The sequence below is a fragment of the Bradyrhizobium sp. WBOS07 genome, from assembly GCF_024585165.1.
In the GTDB taxonomy this organism is placed as follows: domain Bacteria; phylum Pseudomonadota; class Alphaproteobacteria; order Rhizobiales; family Xanthobacteraceae; genus Bradyrhizobium; species Bradyrhizobium japonicum_B.
This window is the reverse complement of the sequence record NZ_CP029008.1, coordinates 4,341,148-4,360,197: the sequence shown is the minus strand read 5'-3', so window position 1 is coordinate 4,360,197 and position 19,050 is coordinate 4,341,148. Positions and strand designations below refer to the sequence as shown.

Genomic DNA, 19,050 nt, shown 5'->3' with positions numbered 1-19,050 from the left:
CGGTGCAGCGTGGGTCGCGAGGACGCGACGCGCGGCTGCCGGGGTGGCCGCTGACGATCGCCGGATTCGTTCGGCCGCTCGAAGTGAAATGCATGTTGGTGGACAGTGGGAATGCCGAAGTTTCGTTTGCGGATCAGGGGACGGCTGTACGCAGGCTTCATGGCCCTGGTGGCGGTTGGTCTCGTGATGGCCGTGGTGGCGGTCTGGAATTTGCGGGCGGTGCAGGATCAGGTCGGAAGACAATCCGCGCTCTCGGACAGCACGGCGCGGGTGCTGGAGATCTCGACCCACCTGCAGGCCATCCAGCGCGCCAATCTGCGCTACATCTACGATGCCAACGAACCCGCGATGAAAGAAGCGCAAGAGCGCGAAACCGCGGCGACCGAGCTGTTGCGGGTCGGCGCGACGGGGACGCTCTCGGAGGAGCGGCGGGCGCTCTACAACGGCCTCATCGACGACGTCGCCAAGATGCGACGCCTGCGTGACAACCTCGGAGACGCCGTCAACGAGGCGAGAACGGGCAAGGCGACGTTGCTGCCGAGCGGCGAAGAGCTGGCCGTGAAAATGGCCAAGCTGGTCGATACGGCGCGCGCAGCCGTCGACGAAGACACCGCGGCCCTCGTTGCCGACCTCGAATCCAGGGTCCTCCTGGTTCGGGTCGCCAACTGGCGTTTCCTGGCCCTGCGCGACACCCAGGGGCCGGCCAACTTCCGGGCCAGTGTGGACAGGGCGGCGCAACGGCTCGCGGCGATCGAAAAGAGCCCGCAGGCAGGGGAATTGCGATCCACGCTCGCGCCGGTGAAGACCGCGCTCGGCATCTACAAATCCGCGTTCGAGACGACCTCCGCCGCGATGCTCCAGGCCGACGAGATCTACCACAAGAACCTCGCACCGCTCATCGTCGACAGCATCGGCAGGCTCAAGGCCGCTGAAACGACCCTGAAGAAGGACTATCAGGACTCGCGCACCCATGCCGAAGACGTGATCGCCGGCACGACGACCATTCAGGAGGTTGCAGGCGGTCTTGCCATCCTGTTCGGCGGCATCGTCGCCTTCCTGATCGCCCGCAGCATCGTCGGTCCCCTGACCTCGATGACGCGTGCGATGGGGCTGATTGCCGGCGGCAATTTCGCGGTCGAGATTCCCGGTCGCGGCAAGGCCGACGAGATCGGCGACATGGCCAAGGCGATCCAGGTGTTCAAGGACAACATGATCGACACCGAGCGCATGCGCGCCGAGCAGGCCGAGCTCGAGGCGCGGCAGGCCGAAAGCCGCAAAGAGGACATGGCCAGGCTGGCGGACCAGTTCGAACAGGCCGTCGGCGAGATCGTCAACACGGTGTCGTCGGCGTCGAACGAGCTCGAAGCCTCCGCCGGCACTTTGACCACGACCGCCTCGCGGGCGCAGAATTTGTCGACGGAGGTGGCCAGCGCCTCGCAGGAGGCGTCGGCCAATGTGCAGGCGGTCGCCTCGGCGACCGAGGAGCTCTCCTCCTCGGTGTCCGAGATCGCCCGCCAAGTGCAGGAATCCGCCCGGATCGCCGGCGAGGCCGTCGGTCAGGCGAGCAAGACCAACGCGCATGTCGGTGAACTCTCCAAGGCCGCCGCGCGAATCGGCGACGTGGTCGAGCTGATCAGCACCATCGCCGGCCAGACCAACCTGTTGGCGCTGAATGCCACCATCGAGGCGGCGCGCGCCGGCGATGCCGGCCGCGGCTTTGCCGTGGTCGCTTCCGAGGTCAAGGCGCTGGCCGAGCAGACCGCGAAAGCCACCGGCGAGATCGGCCAGCAGATCTCCAACATCCAGGTTGCGACCGAGCAGTCGGTCGGCGCCATCAGGGAGATCAGCGGCACCATCGAGCGGCTGTCGGAGATTTCGTCGGCGGTCGCCGCCGCCGTGGAGCAGCAGGGCGCGGCGACGCAGGAGATTTCCCGCAACGTCCAGCAAGCGGCGCACGGTACGCAGCGCGTCTCGACCAATATCGGCGACGTGCAGCGCGGCGCTTCCGAAACCGGATCGGCCTCGTCCCAGGTGCTGTCCGCGGCGCGTTCGCTGTCGGCCGACAGCAGCCGGCTGAAGCAGGAAGTCGCCAGGTTCCTGAGCTCGGTTCACGCCGCCTGAGTCTCGAAAGCAAAGGGGCCACGCGCATGCGCGTGGCCCCAGCTGACGTCGCGCGGTCAGGCGACCTTGGTCGTCATGTGCTTGAACATGTTGGCGCGCGCCTCGTCGTCCATCTCGGCCTTGAAGGTGAACTTGTCCTTCAGGGCGATCGCGCGCTCTGCTGCGGGGCGCGCCGAGATCTCGTCCAGCAGCCGCTTCACGTTCGGGTATCGCGCGACGGCGTCGTCGCCGAGCTTGAACGGCAGCATCCGCGCCCAGCCCCACAGCGCCATGTCGACGATCGAATAGCTGTCGCCGACCATGTAGCGGCGGCCTTCGAGCCGGGCGTCGAGAATCTTGTAGTGGCGATCGGTCTCGTACTGGTAGCGGTTGTGGGCGTAGTCGTGGTTCTGGTCCTTCGGTGCAAAATGCTTGAAGTGCACCGCCTGGCCCGAATAGGGGCCGACGCCGGTGGCGACGAACATCAGCCATGACAGCGTCTCGCCGCGCAGGCTGGCGGCGGGCAGGAACTTGCCGGTCTTCTCGGCGAGATAGAGCAGGATGGCGTTGGAATCGAACACGATCGTCCCGTTGTCGTCGATGGCCGGCACCTTGCCGTTCGGATTGATCTTCAGATAGTCGGGCGCGAATTGCTCGCCCTTGCGGGTGTCGATCTTCACGGGCTCGTACGGCAGGCCTGCTTCTTCCAGGTAGAGCGCGACCTTGGTCGGGTTCGGCGATCCGTTGAAATAGAATTTGAGCATCGATCTCCCCAGGGTTTGTTGCCAGGCGCGAATGCAGCGTCAGTGCCGCTCCGCTTCTCTTGCCTGAACCCGCTGCGCGAGAGCAACCGGCGAGTTTGCCGGGCGGTATCTGCGCGCCACGCAGATCAGCCGGCGCAACAAAGGCCGATCGCGGCCGTAATGACCATCGCGGCGCCGACCGCCTCCAGGCGCAGCCCGAGCCGCGCGGCCAGATGCATGTCGGATGCCCGCGCCGCCCGCTCCGATCCGCGCGCATAGCCGTGCACGATGACGTCGTGATTGAAATTGTCGTGCGCCTCGTTGCTGCTGGCGAGCCCGACGCAGATCACGAGCACGCCGAACAATGCGAGGCCGAAGAATCCGAGCAGGGCGATCAGGAACATCGGAAACATGCCGACCAGGAAGATCGGCAGCAGCGGCACCAACAGCAATGTCTCGGACTGTCGTCGCATGGGAGCGGGCCCGCCAGGACGGAGGCTGATCGGGGGAGTCTAGTCCTGGTTGAGGCGGCATTCAACCAGTGACGCCGTCATTCCGGGGCGCGCCTCTTGGCGCGAGGCCGGAATCCATTGGGCGGCATGGGGTGTGGTTGGATGGATTTCCGGTTCGCGCGGAGCCTGTCATCGGGCCGCGCTGCGCGCGGACCCGTGGCGAGCCCCGGAATGACGGAGGGGAAGCGACTACTCCGCCGTCATACCCGCGCGGATTTCGGCGCGCAGCTCGTCGATCAGCTTGAGACCCTTCTTGGTCTCGACGTGCCAGAAGGTCCAGCCGTTGCAGGCCTGCGCGCCTTGCGCCACCGCGCCGATGCGGTGGATCGAGCCGACCTTGTCGCCGAACATGATGGCGCCGTCGGCGCGCACCAGCGCACCGAGCTGCTTCTTGGCGTCGAACAGCTTCGTGCCGGGCATGATCATGCCGCGCTCGATCAGCTCGGAGAACGCGACCCGCGGCGCCTCGCGCGCGGTCATGAACGGGGCGAGGCTCGCTTCCGGCAGCGGCTCGACCGCGGCGATGCGCGCTTCGGCGGCCTTGGCGTAGGTCCTGTCGCGCTCGAAGCCGATATAGGAGCGGCCGAGGCGCTTGGCGACCGCGCCGGTGGTGCCGGTGCCGTTGAAGGGGTCGATCACGAGATCGCCGGGCTTCGACGAGGACAGCAGCACGCGCGCGAGCAGGCCTTCGGGCTTCTGCGTCGGATGCACTTTCTTGCCGTCGGCGCCCTTGAGGCGCTCCTCGCCGGTGCAGAGCGGAATCAGCCAATCGGACCGTGCCTGCACGTCCTCGTTGGCGGCCTTCAGCGCCTCGTAGTTGAACGTGTAGCCCTTGGCCTTCTCGTCGCGCGCGGCCCAGATCATGGTCTCGTGCGCGTTGGTGAAGCGGCGGCCGCGGAAATTCGGCATCGGGTTCGACTTGCGCCAGACGATGTCGTTCAGGAGCCAGAAGCCGAGGTCCTGCATGATGGCGCCGACGCGGAAGATGTTGTGATAGGAGCCGATCACCCAGATCGTCGCCGACGGCTTCATCGCGCGGCGTGCGGCAAGCAGCCAGGCCCGGGTGAAATCGTCATAGGCGGAGAACGAATCGAACTTGTCCCAGTCGTCGTCGACGGCGTCGACGTGGGATTCGTCAGGGCGCTTGAGATCGCCCTTGAGCTGGAGATTGTAGGGCGGGTCGGCGAACACGAGATCGACCGAACCGGCCTGAAGCTTCGACATCTCGGCGACGCAATCACCGAGGATGACGCGATGCGACGGAGACTCGAAATTTGTGCGGGGCGCCCTTGCAGACGCCCCGCGACGCGACTCTACCATGACTCAAGAACTCTGACTCAGGCGACGCTGTCGGCGACGCGGGACCAAACAACCGACTGACCGTTACATTGAAGCGGCAAAGTAAAAATCGACTTAACCCGCCGCTTTGCTGAGCAAGTCTCAAGTCGCGTTCTGCGTGCATGTCGTCGCGCGCATTCGCCGTATTTTACAGTGCATTTCGCGGGTCGCTGGCTGGCGAAAGCAATCGTGGCTTGAAAAAGGCCGCAAATTTCTCTCGGAAAAAATTGCTCGACCCTCGGAAAAAATTGCTGGCATCGGCATGTTGCCGCACTAGGCAATTTTTGCCGGCCACGATATTGATAAAAGCAACGGAAATTTTACGTGTGTGGCGCGTTGAGCTTTCGCGTTTATGCGCCGGACGAAACCGACGAACCTGAATCAGGGACCCCAAAGGAAGGCCGCCATGCGTTACGATGACTTCCGCCGCAGCGACGACATCGAGGATCGTCGCGACGAAGGTGGCGGCTTTGGCGGCGGCGGAGGCGGCGGATTCGGCCTGCCGATGGGCGGCGGCGGGCTCGGCATCGGCACCATCATCATCCTCGGTCTCGTCGGTTACGCCTTCGGCATCGATCCGCGCATCCTGATCGGCGGCGCCGAGATCCTCACCGGCGGCGGCCAGGCTCCGAGCTACCAGACCGACCGCCAGGCCTCCTCCGGCAAGCGCGGCGCGCCGACCGACGAGATGGGCAGCATGATCTCCGGAATCCTCGGCGAGCTCGACGATCGCTGGAGCGAGATCTTCCAGGCCTCGGGCCAGTCCTATACCGGGCCGAAGATCGTGCTGTTCCGCAACGCCACCAATGGCGGGCGCTGCGGCATGGCGCAGTCGGCGATGGGCCCGTTCTATTGTCCGCCGGACCGCACCATCTTCCTCGACACCGGTTTCTTCCGCGAGGTCGAGACGCGCTTCCGCGGCTGCTCCGGCAAGTCGGCGTGCAATTTCACCACCGCCTACATCATCGCGCACGAGGTCGGTCACCACATCCAGAACCAGCTCGGCATCATTCCGCGGGTGACGCGGCTGCAGCAGCAGGCGGGCTCGAAGGCAGAGGCGAATGCGCTCCAGGTGAAGGTCGAACTGCAGGCCGATTGCCTGTCCGGCGTCTGGGTCAATCGCGAGGCCAAGAAACGTCCGAACTTCCTCGAGCCTGGCGATATCGAGGCTGCACTGAGCACGGCGAGCGCGATCGGCGACGATACGCTGCAGCGCCAGTCGACGGGCCGCGTCGTCCCGGATTCCTTCACCCACGGCTCGGCGGCGCAGCGCAAGCAATGGTTCATGACCGGCTATCAGCAGGGCACGGTCCAGGCCTGCAACACGTTCGGAGCGGGGGCGCTGTAGCACGAGTTCGTGCCCCCGGACGCAGCACGAATTATGATGCGCGATTGTGCATCTCAGGATTCGGAAGTAGTGGCGTCATCCTGAGGTGCTCGCCTCTTCGGCGAGCCTCGAAGGAGGACGAGCCCCTGGCCCATCCTTCGAGGCGCACCTCAGGATGACGGTGGAGGCTGGGGAAACAGGAGTGAAGTCGTGGCTTCCATCGACGAAACCAAGCAGTTCATCCCGCTCAATATCGCGGTGCTCACGGTGTCGGACACGCGCGCGCTGGCGGACGACAAGTCCGGCCAGACGCTGGTCGATCGTCTCACCGCTGCCGGTCACCATCTCGCCGCGCGCGAGATTGTCACCGACGACATCGAGGCGATCCGCGACGTCGTTCGCCGCTGGATCGCGGATGCCGGCGTCGACGTCGTCATCACCACCGGCGGCACCGGCTTTACCGGGCGCGACGTCACGCCGGAGGCAGTCGAGCCGCTGTTCGAAAAGCGCATGGACGGTTTCTCGATCGCATTCCACATGCTGAGCCACGCCAAGATCGGCACGTCGACGATCCAGAGCCGCGCCACTGCAGGCGTTGCGGGTGCGACCTACATCTTCTGCCTGCCGGGCTCCCCCGGCGCCTGTCGCGACGGCTGGGACGGCATCCTCGCGGCCCAGCTCGACTATCGCACGCGGCCCTGCAATTTCGTCGAGATCATGCCGCGGCTGGACGAGCATCTGCGAAGGCCGAAGGCCCAGGGCGCGACGGCGTAGGTGCCGATGGTTGACCGGTATCTCTCCACGCCGACGGCCTCGTAGGGTGGGCAAAGCGACTCGTCCGCCGTAGCTCGAAGAGCGAAGGCGGAAGCGCGCCCACGATTTTGCCTATTGCTGAAAGGTGGTGGGCACTGCGCGCGAAGAGTGCGCCTTTGCCCACCCACGGTCGCTTGCATCTACCAGCGTCGCTGCCTTCTCCCACAAGCGGCGAGGGCACATTGATGCGCATCTCGCTCGTTGCGAGATGATCAGAGATCACGCTCCCAGGTCTCGCCGATCAGATCCTGCCCAAAACTGTGATGCGGCTCGGTGGCGACCAGCTTGAAGCCTGCACTCTTGTAGATGCCGCGCGCGGCGACCAGGATGCTCTGCGTCCACAGCGTCATCTTGCTGTAACCCCGCTCGCGCGCGCCCTGGATGCACTGCTCGACCAGCGCGCGGCCGACGCCGAGACCGCGCGCCTTCTTCTCCACCTGCAACAGGCGCAGCTTGGCGGTCTCGTCCGTCGCCTTGACCAGGAAGACCGAGCCGACCGGCTCGCCGCCCAATTCCGCGATCCAGCAATGCTCGCGCGCGGCGTCGTAGTTCCTGATGAATTGTGCGCAGATCTCGGCGACCAGCGCCTCGTAGCTGATGTCCCAATTGTAGTCCGCGGCATAGGCGGCGCCTTGTCGGGAGATGACCCAGCCCATGTCGCCGACGCGATGGCTGCGCAGCATGACAGCCGCGGGCTGGCTTCGGCGTTGCTCCAGCACGGATTCGATGGTCGCCATGGCCTGCGTGAGCTGCGAGACATCGCTGGCCGAAAGCTGAGCCAGCATTGCGGCAACCTCATTCTGCGAGTTCAGGTTCAGCTTGGCGAACGCCTGGCGGCCCTTGGCGGTGAGGCTGAGCTGATATTGCCTGCGATCCGCGGGCAGGGGCCTGCGCGCGATCAGCCCCTTTTCATCGAAGCTCTGGACGATGCGGCTGAGATAGCCGGGGTCGAGACCGAGCTCGCTTCCGATCTCTTTGGCCGCCAGCTCGTCGCGTTGCGCGAGCTCATACAGCACCCGGGCTTCGCTGAGGGAAAACGGGCTCTCTCCCAGATGCTGGTCGAGCACGCCAAGCTTGCGGGTATAGAAGCGGTTGAAGGCGCGGACCGCTGCAATGGGGTCGTCGGTAGCGTCGATCGGCATGGATCACCTCGATACTTGCCATTGTCAAATAATTATTTGACTTTGGCAAGTATCGGCTGATCTCAGTTGATCATGACGATGCGGCTGCGCAGCATGGTGCGGGACGAACGGCCGAGGCGCCGGAGCAGCTGTGCCTCGGAATGCCGAGCCTGCGGCGGGTAGCCGCCGATCCGGTCGTAATGATCACGGGCAATCAGAAGTCCCTGGCCTCCGAGCGGGCCGATCAGACCGCGTGCCACGGCCCGGATGATGTCGCGCAATCCGGTATCTGCATAAGGCGAGCGCGCATAGCGGAACACCGCGGCCCGGTCCCGTCCGCTGCTCGCGACCGCCTGGATGAACTGGGTGGTCTCCTCGATCCAGCCGGTTTCCAGCACGGCGCCGGCGGGCAGGAACATCAACCAGGGCGAACGCGCCTGGAGCGCGCCGGCGGCGAGCGCGGCGCCCTGCGAGGTCCCCTCGAAGCCGACGAAACGGCAGCCTGCGACGTCGGCGACGCGCTCGATCACCCCGTTGCGGGTGCCGTCGACCAGGAGCACTTCCCGGACCACACCGGCGGCGGCGCCGGGCACCAGCGCGGCCAGAGTCGCCACCGCCGTCTGCTCGACGCCTTCGGTCGGGATGATGACGCTCAGCATGATTGAGGCTTCAATGTCCGCATTTCGGGAGAAGCGTAGCGCTGCATGAGGTTGTCATAAACCTGAAGCGTGGCCGAGTGCAACTTTCCGGCGGTGCCGCGGCATGCGATGGTAAACCCTCGCCAGTCATTGCAGCCAAAAGTGTCCTGCGCGGGCTGGTAATATTGCCGATTGTTTCGGCACAAGCCCCGTCCGACAGTATTAGCCCGGGGCTTCATGGCGGCATTCTCGCTGCGCCGGCACCCGGTCCCTCGCAGCTGAGGATGCAGCTTGCAGGAAAGGTCGAATGAAGATGTGTGATCTCGCGCGCAAGAGAGGCCTCTTATGAACGCCGATCAAATCGCCGTCGGCGCGTCGCCGCTCTCGCCGAAGCAGGCTGCGCCCACCTTACGGATCCGGGCGCTGATGCTGGGCGACCGCATCAATGCTTCCGGCCTGGAGATTGGGACGCTGGTCTCTTCCACCCCGGCGGCCTACCGGGTCCATGCCGGTCTCGCCGTGATCTTCCGCTACGGCGTCGTGGTGCTGATCGGCCTGCTCCCGTCGGAGGAGAAGGTGCTCATCGACAACCTGACGTCACGCGTGACCGGAGAGCTCAGCCCCTACGAAGAAGAGATCGCGCAGGCTCAGCTCTGCAGCGATGAGGCCGCCGAGGCGATCCAGCCGGGCGGGCCGATCTGCCTTGCCAAATTCTCCGACGACCGGCTGCTGCTGGTTGCGGATGCGCTCGCCAAGAGCACGTCGCTGGCCCGCGACGAGCGGCGCGTCGCCGCGGTCTTCGACGTGATCGAGCCGTTTGCACGGGAGCTCGCCGAACACGGCCGCACGCCGCAACGGCGCAAGGGCATCCTGCAATTGATCGGCAATGCGTTGCTGGTGCAGCAGCGGGTCGCCGGCCGCGTCGCCATCGCCGAGAAGCCCGACGTGCTCTGGGAGAAGCCCGAGCTCGATCGGCTCTATTCGCGCCTGGAGGACGAGTACGAGCTGAAGGAGCGCCTCGACACGCTCGAGCGTAAGCTCACCGCAGTGTCGGAGACCGCCAACGCACTGACCGACATCATCGACACCCAGCGCTCGCTCCGCCTGGAGATTGCCGTCGTGGTGCTGATCCTGATCGAGGTCGCGATGGGGAGTTTCCAGCTCCTGACCGGCAGCGGTCACTGAGGCGCGGCGGCCCCGCGTCCACGGATCAGCGCCGCGCAATGGCGGGCGATCATCATCTCTTCGTTGGTCGGAATGACGAAGACATCGACGGCACTTCCGCCAGCGCCGATCCGCTCGCGCACCGCATCGTTCGCCGCAGCGTCGATGCGCACGCCGAGCCAGCCGAGCCGCTCGCAGATCGCGCTGCGAATCTCCTTGGCGTGCTGGCCGATGCCGCCGGTGAAGACCAGGCAGTCGAGCCCGCCGAGTGTTGTGGCCATCATCGCGATCTGCTGCGCCGCGCGGAATGTGAAGAGCTCGACCGCCTCCCGCGCCCCGGCCTCGCCGCTCGCCAGCAACGTTCGCATGTCCGCGGAGATGCCGGAGACGCCGAGCAGGCCGGACTCGTGATAAAGCAGGTGCTGGATCTGCTCGGCCGACATCTTCTCATGCTGCTGCAGATAAAGCAGCACGCCGGGATCGATGGTGCCGCAGCGGGTGCCCATGACGAGGCCGTCGAGCGGCGTCAGTCCCATCGTGGTGTCGATGCTGCGGCCATGGTGCAACGCGCACAGGCTGGCGCCGTTGCCGAGATGCGCGATGACGCTGCGCTTGGCGATGAGCTCCGGCGCGATCGCGGCGAGGCGGCCCGCGACAGATTCGAAGGAGAGGCCGTGAAAGCCGTAACGCCGGACGCCACGCTCTTCATAGTGCCGCGGAATCGCGAAGCGCCGCGCGGACGGCGCGAGGCCGTGGTGGAAGGCGGTGTCGAAGCAGGCGATCTGCGTCAGCGCAGGCCGGAGCGCCGCAAGCGCGCGAACGGGCGCGAGGCAGCGCGGCTGGTGCAGCGGCGCCAGCGGCGTCAATGCCGCCAGCTTCGCTGTGACGTCGTCGGTCAGCACGGCCGGGCCCGAATAATCCGGCCCGCCGTGGACGATCCGGTGGCCGGCCGCGCGCAGGCCGTGTGCGCCGAACCTCTCCTCGATGAAGGCGAGCACGTCGGCGAACAAATGGCCGCCGTCGGCCTCCGGCGCCTCCTTCCGTGCCGCGAACAGGTCGTCGCCCCCCGGGCTCGTCACCACGAGGCGCGGTTTTGCCTCCTGCTCGTCGAGCAGGCCCTTGCAGAGCAGTACAGGCTCGGCCGGCGAGATGTCGAACAGGCCGAACTTGATGCTCGACGATCCCGAGTTGAGGACGAGGACCATGTCCGACATGGTTAGTCGCCGGCTTCGGCAGGCGTGTTGCCGCCGGAGCTGTTGGGCCAGACCCAGCCCTGGATCTCCGGCATGTCCTCGCCGTGCTCGCGCACATAGCGCGAATGCTCGATCAGCTTGTCGCGGAATTGCTGCTTGGCCTGCGCGGCCTTGGCCGCGAGTCCGGGCACGCGTTCGATCGCCTCGATCGCGAGGTGGTAGCGGTCGAGCTCGTTGAGCACGACCATGTCGAACGGCGTCGTCGTGGTGCCTTCCTCGGCAAAGCCCCGCACATGCATGCCGGCATGGTTGGTGCGGCTATAGGTCAGCCGGTGGATCAAATAGGGATAGCCGTGATAGGCGAAGATGACGGGCTTGTCCGTCGTGAACAGGCTGTCGAAGTCGCGGTCGGACAGGCCGTGCGGATGCTGATCCTGCGGCTGCAGCGTCATGAGGTCGACGACGTTGACGACGCGGATCTTCAAATCCGGCAGGGCCTTGCGCAAGAGATCGACGGCGGCGAGCGTCTCCAGCGTCGGGACATCGCCGGCGCAGGCCATCACCACGTCCGGTTCGCCGCCAGCCTTCTCAGTCCCCGCCCAGCTCCAGATGCCGATGCCGGCGTCGCAATGCGCCGCGGCGTCCCGCATCGACAGCCATTGCGGCGCCGGCTGCTTGCCGGCAACGATGACGTTGATGCGGTTGTAGGTGCGTAAGGCATGGTCGGCGATCCACAGCAGCGTATTGGCATCCGGCGGGAAGTAGATGCGAACGATGTCGGCCTTCTTGTTGGCGACGAGATCGACGAAACCGGGGTCCTGATGGCTGAAGCCGTTATGGTCCTGACGCCAGACGTGCGAAGTCAGGAGGTAATTCAGCGAGGCGATCGGGCGCCGCCACGGCAGCTCGCGCGTCACCTTCAGCCATTTGGCGTGCTGGTTGAACATGGAATCGACGATGTGGATGAAGGCCTCGTAGCACGAGAAGAAGCCGTGCCTGCCGGTGAGCAGATAGCCCTCGAGCCAGCCCTGGCAGAGATGCTCGCTCAGCACCTCCATGACACGGCCATCCTGCGCCAGATGCACGTCGTAGGATTCGATCGGCTCCATCCAGACGCGCTCGGTCGCCTCGAACACGGCGTCCAGCCGGTTTGACGCGGTCTCGTCCGGGCCCATGATGCGGAAGTTGCGCTCCTTCGCGTTGAGGCGGATGACGTCGCGCAGAAACTTGCCGAGCTCGCGCGTCGCTTCGGCCATGACGCCGCCGGGCTGCGGCACCTCGATCGCGAAGCGGTGGAAGTCCGGCAGCTTCAGCTCCTTCTTCAGCAGGCCGCCATTGGCATGCGGGTTGGCGCCCATGCGGCGGTCGCCGCGAGGCGCGAGCGCCTGAAGCTCGGGAACGAGGGCACCGCTTGCGTCGAACAGCTTTTCAGGCTCGTAGCTGCGCATCCAGTCTTCGAGGACTTTCAGGTGCGCCGGGTTGTCGCGGCAGCCGGCGACGGGGACCTGATGCGCGCGCCAAAAGCCCTCGACCTTCTTGCCGTCGACTTCCTTAGGGCCGGTCCAGCCTTTCGGGCTGCGCAGCACGATCATCGGCCAGCGCGGCCGCTCGACGCTTGTGCGCCTGTCGCGGGCGTGCCGCTGGATCGAACGGATGCTGGCGAGCGCGACGTCGAGCGCGTCCGCCATGGCCTGGTGCATCAATTTGGGATCGTCACCCTCGACGAACAACGGCTCGTGGCCGAAACCGCGAAAGAGATCGCGGATTTCCGCATCTCGCATCCGCCCCAGCACGGTCGGATTGGCGATCTTGTAGCCGTTGAGATGCAGGATCGGCAGCACCGCGCCGTCATGGGCGGGGTTCAGGAATTTGTTCGAGTGCCAGGACGCAGCCAGCGGGCCGGTCTCGGCCTCGCCGTCGCCGACGACACAGGCGACGATCAAGTCCGGATTGTCGAAGGCGGCGCCGTAGGCGTGCACCAGCGCATAGCCGAGCTCGCCGCCCTCGTGAATCGAGCCCGGCGTTTCCGGCGCCGCATGGCTCGGGATGCCGCCGGGAAAGGAGAACTGCCTGAACAGCCTGCGCATGCCGTCCGCATCGCGGGCGATCTCGGGATAGATCTCGCTGTAGCTGCCTTCCAGATAAGTGTTGGCGACCATGCCCGGACCGCCATGGCCGGGGCCGCAGACATAGATCACGTCGAGATCGAGCGCGCGGATGACGCGGTTGAGATGGGCGTAGATGAAGTTCAAACCCGGCGTCGTGCCCCAATGGCCGAGCAGGCGCGGCTTGATGTGTTCGGCCCGCAGCGGCTCGCGCAGCAGTGGATTGTCGAGCAGATAGATTTGCCCGACCGAGAGGTAGTTGGCGGCGCGCCAATAGCGATCAAGCAGATCGAGATCGCTGCTCGCTGCAGCTGATTGTTGTTGATTTGTCATGTTCTTGCCGATTGTTGCCGAGCCAAGGGCCGCGATCGTCACCAACTTTGTTCCGGCGCGATCGATCCCGATGCGACATCAAACGAGATCGTTACGACAGCCTTGTTGCGTGAGGTCAAAGGACCACGCTCGAAATTTGGGCGGCCGCTTTGCATGGGGCTATTTTTCCATTTCTCATTTGTGTTCTTGATTTGTTCCTTTGGCGTGCTATCTTGGCTCCATGAGTCCAGCAGCATCCTCTCATGCTCTCACGCACCCGCCGGTCAAGGCGCCCTCCGAGCCGGCGGGTGCGGACTCTGATTTTCCGGAGCTCGGCGTCGCCATCGACCGCGCCCGCCGGCGAGGGCGGGGGGCGCAGTCCAATGCCAGCGGCCGCTACGAGGCCGAGGCGCGCGTCGCTTTCGACGACGGCTGGCAGAGCCTGGAAGAGCTGCCGCCGTTCAAGACCACGGTCGCAGTCGACACGTCGCGCAAGGTGATCACCCGTAATGACTCACCCGACATCGGCTTCGACCGCTCGATCAATCCCTATCGCGGCTGCGAGCACGGCTGTGTCTACTGCTTCGCCCGCCCGACCCACGCCTATCTCGGCCTGTCGCCGGGCCTCGATTTCGAATCGAAGCTGTTTGCGAAACCCGAGGCGCCTTCGCTGCTGGAGAAGGAGCTCGCCGCCCCCGGCTACGAGCCGCGGATGATCGCGATCGGCACCAACACCGATCCGTATCAGCCGATCGAGCGCGAGCACCAGATCATGCGCGGCATCCTCGAGGTGCTGGAACGTGCCGGCCATCCCGTCGGCATCGTCACCAAATCGGCGCTGGTGCTGCGCGACATCGACATTCTCGCGCGGATGGCCAAGCGCAACCTCGCCAAGGTCGCGATATCAGTGACCTCGCTCGATCCGAAACTGGCCCGCACCATGGAGCCGCGCGCCGCGACGCCGCCGAAGCGGCTGGAGGCGTTGAAGCAGCTCTCGGACGCGGGCATTCCGACCACCGTGATGGTGGCGCCGGTGATCCCCGCGCTGAACGATTGCGAGATCGAGCGCATTCTCGATGCCGCCGCCCATGCCGGCGTCAAGGAAGCCTCCTATGTGCTGCTGCGGCTGCCGCTGGAGGTACGCGATCTCTTCCGCGAATGGCTGATGGCGAATTATCCGGACCGCTACCGCCACGTCTTCACCCTTATCCGCGACATGCGCGGCGGGCGCGACTACGATGCGAAATGGGGCGAGCGAATGAAAGGCACCGGACCGATGGCGTGGACCATCGGCCGCCGCTTCGAGATCGCCTGCGAGCGGCTCGGGCTGAACAAGCGGCGTTCCAAGCTGACGACGGATCACTTTGCGCGGCCGAAGCGGAACGGCGACCAGCTCAGCCTGTTCTGATCGGAAACGGAAGAGGCGTCGCATGCCAGGGGAACTCAATGTGCCGGTGCCGCGTCTCACGGTCATCACGCTCGGCGTCAGCGACCTCCGCGCCAGCATCGCTTTCTACGACGCGCTCGGTTTCTCGCGCCGGCTGAAGGCGACCGGCGAGGCCGTCGCGTTCTACGATACCGGTGGTCCCGTGCTCGCCTTGTATGGCTGGGATCAGCTCGCGGCCGACGCGGGGCTGCCGGACCAGCCGAGGCCGCAGGCCTTCCGCGGCATGACGATCGCCTGGAACTGTCGGACCCGCGAGGAGGTCGATGCGGTGATGGCCTTCGCGCTCGGCAAGGGGGCGAAGCTGGTGAAGACCGCGCACGAGACCCACTACGGCGGCTATTCCGGTTATTTTGCCGACCCCGACGGTCATCCCTGGGAGGTCGTGGTCGCGCCTGGCATCGATGTTGGCGAGGACCGGCGGGTGCATCTGGCGGAGTAGGGCCTGAATAGCGGGAATTGTCAGAGGTTCCCGGTTGCGCAGGCCGGGCGCCTTGCGCACGATCCCGGCCATGATTCGGGACAAGTCCGCCACCAAGCCGGCCAAAGACGCGCCTAATAAGCCGGGTAAGAAGGCTGCTGCGAACAAGGCCGCGCCGGCCAAGGCAGCCAAGACGGCTGCGGCCCAAGCCATGGCCGCTCCCGCCGGCAAGAGAGGTATCATTGCCGTCGCTCCCCCGAGCTTTCGCCGCGAGCGCGCGCTGATCAAGCGCGGCGTCTGGCCGGTCGCCGGCTGCGACGAGGCCGGTCGCGGACCGCTGGCTGGGCCGGTGGTGGCGGCCGCCGTGATTCTCGACCCCGACCGCATCCCGCGCGGCATCGACGATTCCAAGCGCCTGACGGCCGAGGAGCGCGATAAGCTGTTCGACAAGATCTGCGCCACCGCGCAGGTCTCGGTTGCCGTGGCCTCGCCCTCGCGAATCGATCGCGACAACATCCTGCGCGCCTCGCTGTGGGCGCTGAAGCGGGCCGTGGTGGCACTGCCGGAGGCGCCCAGGCATGTCTTCGTCGACGGCCGCGACCGGCTCGACACGGAATGCGACTGCGAGGCCGTGATCGGCGGCGACGGCATCGTGCTGTCGATCGCCGCGGCCTCCATCATCGCCAAGGTGACGCGCGACCGCCTGATGTGCGCGCTGGCGCAGGACTGCCCCGGCTACGGCTTCGAGCAGCACAAGGGCTATGCCGTCCCCGAGCACCTCGACGCGCTCGACCGCCTCGGCCCAACCATCCACCACCGCAGCTTCTTCGCCCCGGTCGCCGCCGCGCGCGCCAAGCACATGCCGTGGACCGTCCAGCCGGTGCAGGACCTGTTTGCAGTGGCCGAGGTCGAGGTGCACGTGGAAGCGAACGTCGAGATCGACGCATCGGCCGCGCTCTAAAACTTAATCTCCGGCGGCTGCCTCTTCGCCTCTCCCCGCGTGCGGGGAGAGGTCGGAATGCATCGAAGATGCATTCCGGGTGAGGGGGAGCTTCCGCGAGTCCATCTGTCACCGTATGCGCGGATAGAGCCCCTCACCCCAACGCTCTCCCCTTAAGAACGGGGAGAGGGAGAACAAGCAGCGGTCGCGTGGCTTTCACGCAAGTTCAGTTGCCACGACGCGCCGTGCCCTTTATCAAAACAGATGTGAGCGAACAGGGCCGGCTGGACGGGTTGGCTGCATCTTTCGGGCGTTGCATGCGGTTTACCTCCCTGGTCATCGAGCTCATTCGCGCCCGGCCGCGGCTGATCGTATGGATCGCCGTGCTGCTGCAGGCTTTGATGTGGCTGGTCGTGGCGCTGGTGTTCTACCGCAGCCCGCCCGGCACGCTGGCGACGCTGCTGGCTTTCGGACGCGAATACCAGGTCGGCACCGACCTCGGTCCGCCCTTGGCGGTCTGGCTCGCCGACATCGCCTATCGCGCCGCCGGCGGCCACATGTTCGGCATCTATGTGCTGGCCCAGCTCTGCGAGATCGCGACCTTCATCGCGCTGTATCATCTGTCCCGCGCCGTGGTCGGCTCGCAGCACGCGGTGCTCGCCGTGCTGCTGACTATGACGGTGCTCGCCTTCTCCTCCTCGGCGCTCGATTTCGGCCCCCTTGTACTGGCCCGGCCGCTGTGGGCGCTGCTGCTGCTGCACTCCTGGCAGATCATCGGCCAGCGCCGCGGCAATGCCTGGTTCGCCTGGTCGATCGAGGCCGGCCTGTTGCTGCTGACGACGCCCGCGGCGATCTTCCTGCTGCTGCTGCTCGTCGTGTTCGCGGTCTCGACCGCAGGCGGCCGCCGCACGCTGCGCGCGCTCGATCCGCTGTTCGCGCTGATCGTCGTCGCGGTGCTGGCGCTGCCCTACGCAGTCTGGCTGATGCGGGCGGAGACGCTTGCGATGCCGGCCCTGCCGCAAGTTGCGGAGCTGAGTGCCCGCGCCCTGCATGCGGCCTGGCTGCTGGCCGGCCTCGTGCTCGGAGCCGCCGCGATTCCGGCGCTGACCTTCCTCAACACCGGCCTGTTTGCCGGCAAGGGCGAGGAGCCGCCGATCATCTACCGGCCGCCGGTCGCGCCGCTCGCGCGCAACTTCGTCTATTTCTTCGCGCTCGCCCCGGTGCTGGGCGGGGTGCTGGTCTCTGGCCTGCTGGGGCTCGAATCCGTCGTCGGCGGCGCCGGCGTCGTGCTGGTGATGTCCGGGCTTGCCGTGGTGGTCGCGGCGGGCGATCTCATTGCGATGCGCCGCGCGCGGATGCTGCGCATGGTGTGGGCCGCCGCCGTCGTGGCCCCGGCCATCGGCGTCGTCCTGGGCGTCCTGCTGCTGCCCTGGACCGGCACGAGCGAGATCGCGACCTCGATGCCGGCGCGTGCGATCTCGGACTTCTTCGACGACAGCTTTGCCCGCCGCACCAACCACCGCCTGCGCGCCGTTGCGGGCGAGACGCAACTTGCGAGCCTGATCACGCTGCATTCAGGTCGTCCGCATCTCTTCATCGATGCCGACCCTGCGCGCACGCCGTGGATGAATCACGCCAAATTCAGCGAGACCGGCGGCGTCGTGGTCTGGCGCGCCTCCGACACCGCCGGCACGCCGCCGCCGGACATCCTCAAGCGCTTTCCCGGCATCGTGCCGGAAGTGCCGCGTGCCTTCGAATGGCTCGTGACCGGGCGCCAGCAACTGCTGCGCATCGGCTGGGCCATCGTGCGGCCGAAGGGGACGTAGCGACAAACGTCGATATCGTAGGGTGGGCAAAGGCGCAAAGCGCCGTGCCCACGTCGGCTCTGTCCAGCGCCACGATGGAGGTGGTGGGCATGCTGCGCTTTGCCCACCCTACAAGAGTTCGCTAGCCCGCCAGCACCTTGGCGATCGCACGCAGATCCTGCCACGCCAGCCGCTTGTAGGACGGAGAGCGGAGCAGATAGGCGGGATGGAACGTCGGCAGCGCCCGGATGGTGCGTGCGCCGGTCTCGTAGTCGAACCAGCGCCCGCGGGTGCGCATGATGCCCTCGCGCGTTCCCAGCAGCGTCTGGGTCGAGGGGTTGCCGAGCGTCACCAGCACATCCGGATTCACCAGCTCGATCTGGCGCTGGATGAAGGGCAGGCAGATCTGCGTTTCCTGCGGCGTCGGCGTGCGGTTGCCGGGCGGCCGCCAGGGAATGACGTTGGCGATGTAGGCGGTGCTGCGGTTGAGGCCGATGGCGCCGATCATCAGATCGAGCAGCTTGCCGCTGCGCCCGACGAAGGGCAGGCCCTCGATGTCCTCGTCGCGGCCCGGCGCCTCGCCGACGAACATGATGCGTGCCTGCGGGTTGCCGTCGGCGAACACCAGCCGCGTCGCGGTGTGCTTCAGCGCGCAGCCTTCGAAATTCTGCATCAGCTCGCGCAGCGCTTCCAGCGTCGGCGCGGTGCGTGCGGCTTCGCGCGCGGAGGCGATGGCGATGTCGGGAGCCGGCGCGGCTTCGCCGCGCATCACCGCCGGCGCGGTGAGCGGCCGCGGCACCTCGATCGCAGGTGCGATGCGCGGGGCCGCCGGGGGAGCATCCAATTCCGCCAGGCGGTCGATCGGTTCCTCGGCGAGCGCGCAGTCGACACCGGCCTCCAGATAGAAGGCAAGAAGCTCTCGGACGGTGGGTGCGGGTTCGGGGATCATGGAAAGTCAGACTTTTATATCAGTTTGGGGCGCCTTGCATCCCAGCGAAATGCATTTCCGCTGTTGTCCTGCCCGGAAAAATCGGAAACAAGAGGGCGCAAACGACCGAGGACCGTCTCGAGGGC

16 protein-coding genes are annotated in these 19,050 nt (G+C 66.2%); 8 read left to right on the top strand and 8 right to left on the bottom strand.

Annotated elements, in window-relative coordinates; translation table 11 throughout:
* The first annotated feature begins 111 nt into the window (after positions 1-111).
* Positions 112-2,121: a methyl-accepting chemotaxis protein gene (locus DCM79_RS20820; protein ID WP_257176123.1), complete on the top strand. Its 2,010-nt coding sequence runs from the start codon at positions 112-114 to the stop codon at positions 2,119-2,121.
* A 56-nt stretch (positions 2,122-2,177) separates the two neighbouring features.
* Here DCM79_RS20820 and DCM79_RS20815 read toward each other — a convergent pair whose 3' ends face one another.
* The 3 genes from DCM79_RS20815 to DCM79_RS20805 all read right to left on the bottom strand — a co-directional run bounded on the left by DCM79_RS20815 (position 2,178) and on the right by DCM79_RS20805 (position 4,675).
* Positions 2,178-2,864: a glutathione S-transferase family protein gene (locus DCM79_RS20815; RefSeq protein ID WP_257176122.1), complete on the bottom strand. Its 687-nt coding sequence runs from the start codon at positions 2,862-2,864 to the stop codon at positions 2,178-2,180.
* A gap of 125 nt (positions 2,865-2,989) precedes the next feature.
* The gene (locus DCM79_RS20810) at positions 2,990-3,316 is read right to left on the bottom strand and encodes a hypothetical protein (RefSeq protein WP_257176121.1); all 327 of its coding nucleotides are present in this window, start codon (positions 3,314-3,316) and stop codon (positions 2,990-2,992) included.
* A gap of 228 nt (positions 3,317-3,544) precedes the next feature.
* The gene (locus DCM79_RS20805; protein ID WP_274069726.1) at positions 3,545-4,675 is read right to left on the bottom strand and encodes a site-specific DNA-methyltransferase; all 1,131 of its coding nucleotides are present in this window, start codon (positions 4,673-4,675) and stop codon (positions 3,545-3,547) included.
* Between the two features lie 424 nt (positions 4,676-5,099).
* Here DCM79_RS20805 and DCM79_RS20800 point away from each other — a divergent pair, with 424 nt between their 5' ends.
* Positions 5,100-6,041 (top strand): neutral zinc metallopeptidase, encoded by a 942-nt coding sequence (locus DCM79_RS20800; RefSeq protein WP_257176119.1) that lies wholly within the window; start codon positions 5,100-5,102, stop codon positions 6,039-6,041.
* Positions 6,042-6,230: 189 nt separating this feature from the next.
* Entirely contained in the window at positions 6,231-6,794 is a 564-nt protein-coding gene (gene moaB, locus DCM79_RS20795) for a molybdenum cofactor biosynthesis protein B (protein WP_257176118.1), read from the top strand.
* A gap of 251 nt (positions 6,795-7,045) precedes the next feature.
* On the opposite strand, the gene DCM79_RS20790 is transcribed toward moaB, so the two are convergent.
* Both DCM79_RS20790 and DCM79_RS20785 read right to left on the bottom strand, forming a co-directional pair.
* Complete coding sequence (locus tag DCM79_RS20790; protein WP_257176117.1) at positions 7,046-7,975, bottom strand: helix-turn-helix domain-containing GNAT family N-acetyltransferase; 930 nt, start codon at positions 7,973-7,975, stop codon at positions 7,046-7,048.
* Between the two features lie 62 nt (positions 7,976-8,037).
* Positions 8,038-8,613, bottom strand: a complete 576-nt coding sequence (locus DCM79_RS20785; protein ID WP_257176116.1) for a glycosyl transferase — start codon at positions 8,611-8,613, stop codon at positions 8,038-8,040.
* Positions 8,614-8,937: 324 nt separating this feature from the next.
* Between DCM79_RS20785 and DCM79_RS20780 the strand changes: the two genes are divergently transcribed.
* Entirely contained in the window at positions 8,938-9,777 is an 840-nt protein-coding gene (locus tag DCM79_RS20780; protein ID WP_257176115.1) for an RMD1 family protein, read from the top strand.
* Here the strand turns inward: DCM79_RS20780 and DCM79_RS20775 are convergent.
* Both DCM79_RS20775 and DCM79_RS20770 read right to left on the bottom strand, forming a co-directional pair.
* Positions 9,771-10,970 (bottom strand): acetate/propionate family kinase, encoded by a 1,200-nt coding sequence (locus DCM79_RS20775; protein WP_257176114.1) that lies wholly within the window; start codon positions 10,968-10,970, stop codon positions 9,771-9,773. The genes DCM79_RS20780 and DCM79_RS20775 overlap by 7 nt on opposite strands.
* 2 nt (positions 10,971-10,972) lie before the next feature.
* Positions 10,973-13,387 carry a phosphoketolase gene (locus DCM79_RS20770; protein ID WP_257176113.1) on the bottom strand — a complete coding sequence of 805 codons (2,415 nt, stop codon included), beginning with the start codon at positions 13,385-13,387 and terminating at the stop codon, positions 10,973-10,975.
* A 220-nt stretch (positions 13,388-13,607) separates the two neighbouring features.
* Between DCM79_RS20770 and DCM79_RS20765 the strand changes: the two genes are divergently transcribed.
* The 4 genes from DCM79_RS20765 to DCM79_RS20750 all read left to right on the top strand — a co-directional run bounded on the left by DCM79_RS20765 (position 13,608) and on the right by DCM79_RS20750 (position 17,997).
* Positions 13,608-14,774, top strand: a complete 1,167-nt coding sequence (locus DCM79_RS20765) for a PA0069 family radical SAM protein (protein WP_257176112.1) — start codon at positions 13,608-13,610, stop codon at positions 14,772-14,774.
* A gap of 22 nt (positions 14,775-14,796) precedes the next feature.
* On the top strand, positions 14,797-15,252 hold the full coding sequence (locus DCM79_RS20760; RefSeq protein ID WP_257176111.1) for a VOC family protein: 456 nt from the start codon (positions 14,797-14,799) through the stop codon (positions 15,250-15,252).
* Positions 15,253-15,322: 70 nt separating this feature from the next.
* A complete protein-coding gene (locus DCM79_RS20755; protein WP_257176110.1) occupies positions 15,323-16,192 on the top strand; it encodes a ribonuclease HII in 870 nt (289 codons plus the stop codon).
* Between the two features lie 296 nt (positions 16,193-16,488).
* On the top strand, positions 16,489-17,997 hold the full coding sequence (locus DCM79_RS20750) for a glycosyltransferase family 39 protein (RefSeq protein WP_257176109.1): 1,509 nt from the start codon (positions 16,489-16,491) through the stop codon (positions 17,995-17,997).
* A 121-nt stretch (positions 17,998-18,118) separates the two neighbouring features.
* On the opposite strand, the gene DCM79_RS20745 is transcribed toward DCM79_RS20750, so the two are convergent.
* Positions 18,119-18,925 (bottom strand): uracil-DNA glycosylase family protein, encoded by an 807-nt coding sequence (locus DCM79_RS20745; protein ID WP_257176108.1) that lies wholly within the window; start codon positions 18,923-18,925, stop codon positions 18,119-18,121.
* Positions 18,926-19,050 lie beyond the last annotated feature (125 nt).

Bases quoted from the DNA above. Each gene is read 5' to 3' on its own strand.
- DCM79_RS20815 (WP_257176122.1), bottom strand. From the start codon at position 2,864: ATGCTCAAATTCTATTTCAACGGATCGCCGAACCCGACCAAGGTCGCG.
- DCM79_RS20810 (WP_257176121.1), bottom strand. From the start codon at position 3,316: ATGCGACGACAGTCCGAGACATTGCTGTTGGTGCCGCTGCTGCCGATC.
- DCM79_RS20785 (WP_257176116.1), bottom strand. From the start codon at position 8,613: ATGCTGAGCGTCATCATCCCGACCGAAGGCGTCGAGCAGACGGCGGTG.
- DCM79_RS20805 (WP_274069726.1), bottom strand. From the start codon at position 4,675: ATGGTAGAGTCGCGTCGCGGGGCGTCTGCAAGGGCGCCCCGCACAAAT.
- DCM79_RS20750 (WP_257176109.1), top strand. From the start codon at position 16,489: ATGCGGTTTACCTCCCTGGTCATCGAGCTCATTCGCGCCCGGCCGCGG.
- DCM79_RS20760 (WP_257176111.1), top strand. From the start codon at position 14,797: ATGCCAGGGGAACTCAATGTGCCGGTGCCGCGTCTCACGGTCATCACG.
- DCM79_RS20820 (WP_257176123.1), top strand. From the start codon at position 112: ATGCCGAAGTTTCGTTTGCGGATCAGGGGACGGCTGTACGCAGGCTTC.
- DCM79_RS20780 (WP_257176115.1), top strand. From the start codon at position 8,938: ATGAACGCCGATCAAATCGCCGTCGGCGCGTCGCCGCTCTCGCCGAAG.
- DCM79_RS20800 (WP_257176119.1), top strand. From the start codon at position 5,100: ATGCGTTACGATGACTTCCGCCGCAGCGACGACATCGAGGATCGTCGC.
- DCM79_RS20775 (WP_257176114.1), bottom strand. From the start codon at position 10,970: ATGTCGGACATGGTCCTCGTCCTCAACTCGGGATCGTCGAGCATCAAG.
- DCM79_RS20745 (WP_257176108.1), bottom strand. From the start codon at position 18,925: ATGATCCCCGAACCCGCACCCACCGTCCGAGAGCTTCTTGCCTTCTAT.
- DCM79_RS20755 (WP_257176110.1), top strand. From the start codon at position 15,323: ATGATTCGGGACAAGTCCGCCACCAAGCCGGCCAAAGACGCGCCTAAT.
- DCM79_RS20765 (WP_257176112.1), top strand. From the start codon at position 13,608: ATGAGTCCAGCAGCATCCTCTCATGCTCTCACGCACCCGCCGGTCAAG.
- DCM79_RS20790 (WP_257176117.1), bottom strand. From the start codon at position 7,975: ATGCCGATCGACGCTACCGACGACCCCATTGCAGCGGTCCGCGCCTTC.
- DCM79_RS20770 (WP_257176113.1), bottom strand. From the start codon at position 13,387: ATGACAAATCAACAACAATCAGCTGCAGCGAGCAGCGATCTCGATCTG.